We start from the raw sequence: 9,023 nt of genomic DNA, 5'->3' as shown, positions 1-9,023 counted from the left end.
TTGCATTATGGCGTGACTACACGACCGAAATGACCGCTTGATAAACACAGGCGAAAGCTGCTCAAAGCCCTATTCAAACAACTTGGCAATGCCATCGACACGCCTCGCATAGGTCATGTGGACGATGGTCCACATGGCAGCCGAGGTCAGGCGGTCGGCCGCTGCGAGCAGTCGGTAGAGCCGATCAGGTTCGATCCGTCCCGACATGGCCAGCGTTTGAATGCGCTCGATGGTTTCGTCGCTATGTCGGATCTGGCCATAGCCGTCGCGCCATGCCTTGAAGAGTTCGGGAGTCGCTGCGGCCATGCTTTCGGGATCCTTTTTTGACTGCTTGTTGAGTGCGATCTATCGACAGCGCTACCGATGTCCCCCCAACCATGGCGGTGGATCGCTGGCGGGGAATGAGTCGATGCCCGCGCGCTCCACCGCATCGAGCGGCTCCGGAGGACGGCGGTGGCGGATCTGATCCGACCCTGCCGCCGTGTCCGTCCGGAGATGCGCGGCAATAAGCGGCGCAAGCTCAATACGGTTGCTGGCGTGGACAACGGAGTCGGTCGAAACGATGCGACCGCAGAGCGGGGCAAGCTGTTGATACGAATCGCCCGCGAAGATGCCATGCACGACAGCGACGTCAGGCGGAGCCAGACCTTGCAGTCGCAACTTCCTCGCCGCTTCGATAAGAGTATGGCCTGATGAGGCGATGTCATCCACGAGTACAGGCTGACGATCGTGCCAGGCGGAGAGATCGGGAAGTTCGATTTCGACGTCGCGATCGCCGTGTCGGACTTTCCTCAGGACCGCATGTGGCGCATCGATGCGCTTCGCAATGGCCGAGACCCACTGCTCGCTTTCCTCATCAGGGCCGATAAGCAGTGGGGCCTTGACCTCCGACCCTATCCAGTCGGCAAGGAGCGGGGCCGCATGAAGCGTCGCTGTCGGAATGGAATAGATCGCCGAAAGTGTTGGATGGCGATGCAAGTGCGGGTCGACGGTAATCAGGCGATCGAAGGTTGCCGATACGAGTCTTGCGAATGTGCGGGACGTGACCGCCTCGCCCGGTCGAAAGCGCCGATCTTGCCGCATATAGGCGAGGTACGGGGCGATCAGCGTTACCTCTCTGGCGCCCAGTGATCGTACGGCGTCGGCGGCGAAGACCAGCCGCAGAAAGCCTTCATCGGGGTGAGACAGGGTGCTGACCAAAATGACCGCTTTGTCGGTCACGTCGCACAGGATGCGGAGATAGCTTTCGCCGTCGGGGAAATTCCGGGTTTCGAGGTTGCCGAGCGGCCAACCGCCCTCGCTGGCGAGGCGCTGGGCAAAGGCGTCGTTTCCCGGAAGGGGAAGGATCACATGGCTCGAAGCGTGGTTCGTCGTATCCATGTGGGTCATCCGTTCCTGCGGTAGCGGCGCAGGAACTGCGCGTTGATGGCGACGATGATGGTGCTGGCCGACATGAAGACCGCAGCTACGGCCGGCGTCATCAGGAAGCCGGTCCCGAAGGTGATGCCGGCGGCCATGGGGATCGCCACGGTATTGTAGGCAGTCGCCCAGATCAGATTCTGGACCATCTTACGGTAGGTCGCGCGCGAGAGACCGAGAATGGCCGCCACATCGCGCGGATCGCTTTTGACGAGGACCACATCGGCGGATTCCACGGCGACATCCGTACCAGCGCCGATGGCGACGCCGAGATCGGCCTGGACAAGAGCTGGCGCATCGTTGACGCCATCGCCCACCATCGCCACCGAAAGGCCACGCGATTGCAATTCCTTGATCTTGTCCGACTTCTGATCGGGAAGCACCTCGGCGAAATATTCGGAGATGCCGAGTTCCCTGGATACCGATTCCGCAACGCCCTTCGCATCGCCCGTCAGCATCACCGACTTTATGCCAAGGCGATTCAGTTCGGCGATGGCTTCTCTCGATTCGCTACGCACGATGTCGGCAAGCGCGAAGAGCGCGCGCGGCGCGCCATCGCGGACAAGTACAACCACCGTCTTGCCGTCTGCTTCCAGCTCCTTGAGCTTCGGATGATCGATCGGGCTGCCTTGCCGAGCGAGATGGCCGGGGCTGACGATCCGAAGCTCCTCGCCGTCAACCTTGGCGGTAATGCCTTCGCCGGTGATATTGCTGACCTCGGTGGCCTTGGGGATCGCGATGCCGCGCTTCTTGGCTTCAGCGACGATGCCATGTGCAATTGGGTGTTCCGACTGACTCTCCGCTGCGGCGGCGAACGCCAATTCCTGGCTTTCGTCGCCAGCGGACAGAAGGACAATATCGCTGACGCCGAAACGTCCTTCCGTCAGCGTCCCTGTCTTGTCGAAGACCGTTGCATCAAGATTGCGCGCGCGCTCGAAAGCGGCCCGGTCGCGGATCAACAGACCGTTGCTCGCGCTCAGCGATGTGCTGACGGCCACCACCAGGGGCACGGCGAGGCCGAGTGCATGCGGGCAGGCCACGACCATGACCGTCACCATGCGCTCCAGAGCGAACTCCAGGGGCGATCCGAGAACGATCCACCAGACGAAAAGCGTCCCGAAGCCGACGACGAGGGCGATATAGGTGAGCCAGGCGGCTGCCCGGTTGGCGAGGTCCTGGGTCTTGGAACGGGTCGCCTGCGCCTTCTTTACGAGGTCGATGACCTGAGACAGATAGGTCGCGTCCCCCGTCGCCGTCACCTTGATCGTCACGGCATTGGCGCCGTTGATCGCCCCGCCGATGGCTGGCGCGCCGACGGTCTTGGAAACAGGCCGCGATTCGCCTGTCAGCATCGCCTCGTTGAAGGCGGACGATCCCTCGATGATCTCGCCATCGACCGGCACCTTCGCGCCCGGCCGGACGATGACGCGGTCGCCGGGCTGGAGGGCGGAGATCGCTACTTCATGCGTCGAGCCGTCCGCATCGATCCGCGTCGCGCTGTCTGGAAGCAGGCGCACCAGTTCCTCCAGCGCGCGGGAAGCCCCCATGACGGAACGCATCTCCACCCAGTGGCCGAGCAGCATGATGGCGATGAGCGTCACCAATTCCCAATAGAAGGCTTCGCCGGGGAACCCGAAGGTGACCGCCGCCGAGAAGAAATACGCGGCCGAGATCGCGAGCGCGATCAGCGTCATCATGCCGGGCTGGCCCTTGCGCAGCTCCGAGGTGAAGCCGGTCAGGAACGGCCAGCCGCCATAGACGTAGGCGATGGTCGAGAGGACGAAGAGCACGAGACCGTCGCCCGGAAACGACAATAGCTCGGTCAGGCCGAGCCAATGGCGGATCATCGGAGACAGAAGCAGGACGGGCGGCGTGAGAATGAGCGAAACCCAGAAGCGGCGGCGAAAGTCGGCGACCATCTCCGCATGATCGTGTCCGCCGTGCCCGGTATGTTCGGCATGGGTTGAGCCGGCTGCCGAGACGATGCTTGCGGCCGCGTGGTCGTGGTGCGGACCGTTGGCAGCCGTCCGATGATGTGCGTGGTGGTTGCCGTGTTGGCTATGCGATGAGCTCATTCGATGTTGTCCTTCACTGGCCATTGGCGATAACTCGGAATGCAGGCCATTCTTGTTCCGTGACACTGGCCAGTTATCGGCAGGGCAGAATCTTCGGTGCAAAGGTCTTCGGTCCGACGTTCCGAATCTTTGATCCAGATTAAGTTCTTGCGGCTCGGCTGAGGCGATGGGGCCGCGCCGCCGACCGTTCTTCCCGCTTGTTCGGAAACAGGGCGCTGTGGCGAAACGCCTCTCACCCCGATGATTCAGGAGTGTCTGCCGGGTAACCTGCTTCTTCGAGAACGGCGACAAGGGCTGCCCTGTCGGCGCTCGTCTCGATCAGGACCTCGCGTTTGTCAGGATCAGTCTCGATCCGGGCCATCCCGTCGACGCTCAAAAGCGCCTTGGTCACTGATTTTGCGCAGCCGCCGCATGTCATGTTCGGGACCTGGAAGCGAAGCATAGGGACCTCCTCTGTTGTTCGCGTCCAAGGAGATTGGGGCTTCCAACGATGGTAAGGTCAACCCTTAATAAATCTTCTTGACCCTGCCATCGTTGGAAACCGCAAGCTGGATGAAGAACTGTCAAATCGAAAGGAGACGACAGATGAAGCATTCCAGCACAAACAGCGTCATCATCTATACGACACCCACTTGCCCGGACTGCCGGGCGCTCAAGACCTGGCTCAAAGAACAAGACATCACGTTCCAGGAGCGCGATCTGACCGATCCATCAGTGATGGAGGAAGCGAAAGCGCGAACCGGGGTGCGGGTCGCACCGATAACCATCGTCGGGTCGCAGATCTTCTACGGGACGTTTGCGAGCCAGAAGCCCGGACTCATGGCCGCCCTCGACTTGTCGACGCCCGCATGAGTGATATGGTCATGAACAGCAAACGAGTGGACCTGCCGCAGGCTGGAGCCAGCATCGAAGTCGCGCTAGGCCAGACGATACTCGAGGCCGCGCTTGCAAGCGGCATCGCCTATCCGCACGGCTGCCGATCCGGACGCTGCGGGTCATGTAAATCCCGCCTCAACTCCGGCGAGGTCGACCTTCGGGAGCATTCGCGTTTCGCGCTCTCCGTCGAGGAGAAAGCTGAGGGGCTGATACTCGCCTGCCGGGCAATCCCCAAAACCGACGCCACCGTTACATGGCTGGGTGGTGCGGACGAGCTGGCCGACCATCCACGTCGACGCCTCCAGTGTAGCGTTGTTGGCATTGAGGATGTCACCCACGATATCAAAATTGTCCGGGTTCGCCCGAAAGACGGTCGGCCTGCCTCCTTTACGGCCGGCCAGTTCGCGCGCGTGACATTTCCGGCCACGCCGACACGAGATTATTCGATGGCGAACCCGCCGGGCGCCGACGAGCTGGAATTTCACATTCGTCGCGTGCCGGATGGCGTGGCCTCTAACCTCATTCATTCAGTGCTCGATCTCGGGGACCCGGTCATGGTCGAGGGGCCTTTCGGCTCGTCCTTTCTGCGCGAGAAGCATGCCGGCCCAATTCTCTGTGTGGCGGGCGGATCGGGCCTCGCCCCGATCAAGTCGATCGTTGAAACCGCGCTGGCACGGGGGATGAGACAACCCATTCACGTCTATTTCGGGGTGCGGACGGAAAACGATCTGTATCTCGTCGACCACTTTGAGGGTCTCGCGTCCATCCACGGAAATCTGGCATTTACCCCTGTTCTGTCCGACCAGGCGTCGGGCACGGCTTTGCGAACCGGTTATGTCGATGCTGTGGTCGCAAAGGATCTGCCAGATCTCGACGGCTGGAAGGCATATATCGCCGGGCCGCCACCGATGGTGGAGGCCGTCATGGTGGTTGCCACCAACCGGAGGCTCCGCGTCGAGGATATGCACGCCGACGTATTCTTCACGCCCGATGAGCCGCTCGCAAGCGCTGCGGCAGGGTGAAGAACGACCGGCGTTCGGGATCGCTACAGACGATTTCCGGCGGACCGGCGGCTTGTGCGCATGAGATCGAGCGGAAGACGCCCGCCTTCAGGCGGTAACCAATGCCGGACCATCGGCCCTTGCTCCAGTATTCACCTGTCGGTCGGGATTGGTCACCGCGATAACGCGCATCCGGCTGTCGCATGGCGGACCGGCCTATGTGGTCCGCCTTCGATCATCTGATCGCGAAGAGTTTTGATCGAGCCACGCCTTCGCGATCTCCACATCCACTCCCGCGACCTCGATCAACTTATCCGGATTGAGGATTCGAAGACGCCGGTATTGAAATTGAACGATTCCCTCCTTCCGCAGGGAACTGAGGACACGGTTGACATGAACGAATGTCAGGCCCGTCTCATCGCCGATCTGTTCTTGAGTTAGGGGAAGCGCCATCTCTTCGATGCGGTTGCCGGGCCATTGCGCCCGATATCGCGTGAACAGCTCCAGCAGGAGATGGGCGACGCGCTCTCGTGCCGAGCGACGCCCGATACTCGTCAGGTGATCGAAGGCAAGATCGCGTTCGCGCGCTACAGATTGCGCGAGTCTCAAGCCGATTTCCGGGTCTTCCCGCAGGCGCGATTTCAGAACGGACATCGGAACGACGGAAACGACTACGTCCGTCAGGGCCTGCGCGCCGACGTTTGAGGGCATGTGACCGGACGAGAGCACCCCCAGCACTGCGCCTGGCAATGCGAAATGCACGATCTGTCGCCGGCCATCGGGAAGCAAGGAGTATACCGCTTTCCAACCGTCAAGAAGGTTGAACAAAGAACCGGTAGTGGACCCAATACCGAGGATTTCGTTGCCTGCGTCGAATTTTCGGTCGCCGGTCCTGAACCCCCGAATGAGGCGGTTTGCATCGATCGGAGGAGACACGGCGCCAAGCGAAGCAGACGTATGGGTGCCGTGACTTGAGAGCGTCAAAGCCTTCGATGATTGAGGAACAATGGCATTTTCGGCGTTTGAAGCGCCGTCTGCTGGGGGGTTGTTTGGCAGCAAGCTGCTCCAAGCGCCGTTGATCATGGCCAAATTGGCGCTTTGAAATGATCGGGCGGGCTCGGGGGAGAAAAAAGAGCGATCCAAGTTCATGTTGCACCTCCGGGGCGCGGAGCCCGTCTCGGTGGCTATCCGAACAGGCAATCAATCCTGACGTGAGGACCTGTGCGCCGACGCAGCTTTGCGCCGGGGATCAGGTGGGCGCGAACACGACAAATCTCCAGGAACCAGAGTGTTGATCCAATCTGGCGACAGGGTTTTAGCCGCGGAACGCCGCCTAGAGGATTTGATTTCGGGGTACGGGAGGGTCGCGGCCAAGAATGGGCACCGTTACGTTAACCTGCCTACGGATATATCCTGGACTTTGATGTACCGTTTGTAAGCGGATTACAGGCCAGCGATATCGCGCCAGACAGTGTTAGCGGTTTGGCGCAGTTCGCGGTGAATGGCAGAGGTGAAGCGGTCGCGGGGAAAATGATGAAGATTGTAGATCGGGTCGTGGATGGATGCGAAACGCTGCAAGTGTCGTGCTGACTTGAAACGCTTCATAACCCGTTCTCGTCGTCTTATGGGTTGATGCGAATTCTCGGCCCGATTGTTCAAGCCCTTATGCTGGCGATGATCACAGACCGTGAGGCCGATCTCGCGGTTGGCGGCACCATATGAGCCGAGCTTATCAGTGACCATGACGCGAGGAACTGCGCCCTGACCTGACAGCAACTTCCGAATGAAACGCCTCGCAGCCCTGGTATCGCGACGTTTCTGGACCAGCACTTCCAGCACAAAGCCATCCTGATCAACGGCGCGCCACAGAAAGTGCCGTTCGCCGTTGATTGTCACGACAGCCTCATCGAGATGCCATTTGTCGCCAAGGCGCGGCACGCGGCGACTGATTGTATTGGCATAGTCTCGTCCAAACTTTTCAGCCCATTCGCGCACGGTCTTGTGGGTGACGATAATCCCTCGGTATGCCAGCATGTCTTCGACCATGCGAAAGCTCAGCGGAAACCGGAAATACAGCCACACCGCCTCTGCAATAATCTCAGGCGGAAAGCGGTGGCGATGGTAAAGCGAGGAGCGACGGTCGTGCATGCCATCTTATCCTCCGCTGAGCTTTACAACAAAGTTAACGTTACAGTGCCCCGCTACGTGCGCTTCAATCCCCGCACTCAGCGGTCTTTCTGGATTGCCGGATACACCGCTTGGGAAGGATATCGGCTGGTCGCCGAAAGCCCCGATTTACAACGGCTCGACACATCGCGTTTTGCAGCGCTTAGCCGCCGATGAGTGCTCGCGGCCCCGAGACGGCCAGCCGTCCGTGGCATACAGCGTGAACGGCAAATTGGGGGACGCCAGTCCACCAGGAGGGGAGTTCGTTGTCATCCACTAATTCAGAGAATGATCACTGCATTAACGGCTGCCGCTCACAAGGGAGACTATTCAGTAACGATTGCCTTTACTGTGAAGTATGAGCCTTCGCTGTCATGTCAACGCCGAGCGCACGCATAACCGCCAATGTTGTCTTCAGAGTTGGATTCCCGCGTCCGCTGAACGAGCGGTAAAGCTGTTCCCGGGATAGTCCGGTTTGGCGTGAAATCTCAGTCATGCCTTTGGCGCGGGCGACAACACCAAGCGCCTTGGCTACATAGGCCGCATCTCCCGTTTCAAAAGCATCCGCCATAAAAGCTGCGATTTCCTCATCATCGACCAGAGCAGCCGCTGGATCATAGGAGGTCAGTTTTTCAGTCATCTTGTTCACTCCATTCAATAGCGAGCTTCTTGGCAGCAGCAATATCACGGCTCTGTGAACCCTTGTCACCGCCGCATAGCAATACAATCAGAAGATTCCCGCGCTTTTGAAAATAGATCCGATAGCCGGGACCATAATGAATACGCAGTTCACTGATGCCATCGCCCACTGGCTCGACGTCTCCAGGCAACCCTTCAGCGAGCCGCATCAACCGCGCCGCGATAATGGTTCTGGCTCGTTTGTCGCGCAAACGGGTTTCCCATTTCACGAAGGTGGCCGTCTGCTTCAACTCAATCATTGGATTTATGTAGTTTAAAAACTACAATTTTGCAACCCCGCACAAAACTAATTCTAACCACAAGAAAGCCGGGTCCCAAAGCGCCGGCTGATTTTTAATCCTCTTGTGCCGTCAAAACGGCAAAAATCCCCCAAGGAAACTAATCATATCGATTATCCATGCGACGGCCGCGTTGAACCAGTCCCGAACGACAGTAGCTATGTACACGATCGCAACCAGTCCCAGGACGAGACAGAACAGAACCGCAAAGAACTTTGCAAGGGCGTCGTCAGCCTTCGGATCGGGAGGTGAATTATAGATGTAATCGTGTCGCATCGTCCTTTAACGCTCGTGTTCGTCGCGTTCCTTCTTTTGCTGCTGCGCTTGCTCTAGTTCCTGCAATCGTGGAACCTGTTGTTGCGGAGGATCTGTACGGGCAGTCTCTCTGTCGCGAACGACGGCCTTTGTTTCCATATTAGCCCGATTATCGAGTTGTTTGGAACCTTCAACTTTCTCGTCGGTCCGATCCCGTTCTTCAAGCAAGTTCGCTTCCCATGCCCGGCGATCGA

Annotated in this window: 12 protein-coding genes; 2 read left to right on the top strand and 10 right to left on the bottom strand. The window is 59.3% G+C overall.

The genetic code is table 11. The features are described 5' to 3' along the window. Positions 1-69: 69 nt before the first annotated feature. From FGI60_RS25760 to FGI60_RS25745, 4 genes are all read right to left on the bottom strand, one after another. A complete protein-coding gene (locus FGI60_RS25760) occupies positions 70-306 on the bottom strand; it encodes a hypothetical protein (protein WP_174977470.1) in 237 nt (78 codons plus the stop codon). Between the two features lie 51 nt (positions 307-357). After that, complete coding sequence (locus FGI60_RS25755) at positions 358-1,380, bottom strand: ribose-phosphate pyrophosphokinase (protein WP_138787543.1); 1,023 nt, start codon at positions 1,378-1,380, stop codon at positions 358-360. Between the two features lie 5 nt (positions 1,381-1,385). Next, positions 1,386-3,494, bottom strand: a complete 2,109-nt coding sequence (locus FGI60_RS25750; protein WP_080843326.1) for a heavy metal translocating P-type ATPase — start codon at positions 3,492-3,494, stop codon at positions 1,386-1,388. 232 nt (positions 3,495-3,726) lie between these two features. Then, positions 3,727-3,936: a heavy-metal-associated domain-containing protein gene (locus FGI60_RS25745; protein ID WP_080843327.1), complete on the bottom strand. Its 210-nt coding sequence runs from the start codon at positions 3,934-3,936 to the stop codon at positions 3,727-3,729. A gap of 143 nt (positions 3,937-4,079) precedes the next feature. Between FGI60_RS25745 and FGI60_RS25740 the strand changes: the two genes are divergently transcribed. After that, positions 4,080-4,346 carry a glutaredoxin family protein gene (locus FGI60_RS25740; RefSeq protein ID WP_080843328.1) on the top strand — a complete coding sequence of 89 codons (267 nt, stop codon included), beginning with the start codon at positions 4,080-4,082 and terminating at the stop codon, positions 4,344-4,346. Positions 4,347-4,357: 11 nt separating this feature from the next. Then, positions 4,358-5,392 (top strand): 2Fe-2S iron-sulfur cluster-binding protein, encoded by a 1,035-nt coding sequence (locus FGI60_RS25735; protein ID WP_080843376.1) that lies wholly within the window; start codon positions 4,358-4,360, stop codon positions 5,390-5,392. Here FGI60_RS25735 and FGI60_RS25730 read toward each other — a convergent pair. The 6 genes from FGI60_RS25730 to FGI60_RS25705 all read right to left on the bottom strand — a co-directional run. Further along, entirely contained in the window at positions 5,352-5,576 is a 225-nt protein-coding gene (locus FGI60_RS25730; RefSeq protein ID WP_138787542.1) for a hypothetical protein, read from the bottom strand. The genes FGI60_RS25735 and FGI60_RS25730 overlap by 41 nt on opposite strands. A gap of 11 nt (positions 5,577-5,587) precedes the next feature. Continuing rightward, positions 5,588-6,520: a Crp/Fnr family transcriptional regulator gene (locus FGI60_RS25725; protein WP_235889941.1), complete on the bottom strand. Its 933-nt coding sequence runs from the start codon at positions 6,518-6,520 to the stop codon at positions 5,588-5,590. 294 nt (positions 6,521-6,814) lie between these two features. Further along, positions 6,815-7,519 carry an IS6 family transposase gene (locus tag FGI60_RS25720; RefSeq protein ID WP_138787541.1) on the bottom strand — a complete coding sequence of 235 codons (705 nt, stop codon included), beginning with the start codon at positions 7,517-7,519 and terminating at the stop codon, positions 6,815-6,817. 364 nt (positions 7,520-7,883) lie between these two features. Beyond that, positions 7,884-8,177 carry an addiction module antidote protein gene (locus FGI60_RS25715; protein WP_138787540.1) on the bottom strand — a complete coding sequence of 98 codons (294 nt, stop codon included), beginning with the start codon at positions 8,175-8,177 and terminating at the stop codon, positions 7,884-7,886. After that, on the bottom strand, positions 8,170-8,475 hold the full coding sequence (locus FGI60_RS25710; protein WP_138787539.1) for a type II toxin-antitoxin system RelE/ParE family toxin: 306 nt from the start codon (positions 8,473-8,475) through the stop codon (positions 8,170-8,172). The genes FGI60_RS25715 and FGI60_RS25710 overlap by 8 nt, the downstream gene beginning before the upstream one ends. A 321-nt stretch (positions 8,476-8,796) precedes the next feature. Continuing rightward, positions 8,797-9,023, bottom strand: a 227-nt coding sequence (locus tag FGI60_RS25705; RefSeq protein ID WP_138787538.1) for a hypothetical protein, incomplete at its 5' end; no start/stop codon positions are given.

This window comes from Brucella haematophila, from assembly GCF_005938105.1.
Taxonomy (GTDB): Bacteria; Pseudomonadota; Alphaproteobacteria; order Rhizobiales; family Rhizobiaceae; genus Brucella; species Brucella haematophila.
The sequence above is the reverse complement of the archived record's forward strand: the minus strand, read 5'-3'. Positions and strand labels throughout refer to the sequence as shown.

Coding starts and splice junctions, on each gene's coding strand:
- FGI60_RS25760 (WP_174977470.1), bottom strand. CDS start 306: ATGGCCGCAGCGACTCCCGAACTCTTCAAGGCATGGCGCGACGGCTAT.
- FGI60_RS25755 (WP_138787543.1), bottom strand. CDS start 1,380: ATGGATACGACGAACCACGCTTCGAGCCATGTGATCCTTCCCCTTCCG.
- FGI60_RS25750 (WP_080843326.1), bottom strand. CDS start 3,494: ATGAGCTCATCGCATAGCCAACACGGCAACCACCACGCACATCATCGG.
- FGI60_RS25745 (WP_080843327.1), bottom strand. CDS start 3,936: ATGCTTCGCTTCCAGGTCCCGAACATGACATGCGGCGGCTGCGCAAAA.
- FGI60_RS25740 (WP_080843328.1), top strand. CDS start 4,080: ATGAAGCATTCCAGCACAAACAGCGTCATCATCTATACGACACCCACT.
- FGI60_RS25735 (WP_080843376.1), top strand. CDS start 4,358: ATGAACAGCAAACGAGTGGACCTGCCGCAGGCTGGAGCCAGCATCGAA.
- FGI60_RS25730 (WP_138787542.1), bottom strand. CDS start 5,576: ATGCGACAGCCGGATGCGCGTTATCGCGGTGACCAATCCCGACCGACA.
- FGI60_RS25725 (WP_235889941.1), bottom strand. CDS start 6,520: ATGAACTTGGATCGCTCTTTTTTCTCCCCCGAGCCCGCCCGATCATTT.
- FGI60_RS25720 (WP_138787541.1), bottom strand. CDS start 7,519: ATGCACGACCGTCGCTCCTCGCTTTACCATCGCCACCGCTTTCCGCCT.
- FGI60_RS25715 (WP_138787540.1), bottom strand. CDS start 8,177: ATGACTGAAAAACTGACCTCCTATGATCCAGCGGCTGCTCTGGTCGAT.
- FGI60_RS25710 (WP_138787539.1), bottom strand. CDS start 8,475: ATGATTGAGTTGAAGCAGACGGCCACCTTCGTGAAATGGGAAACCCGT.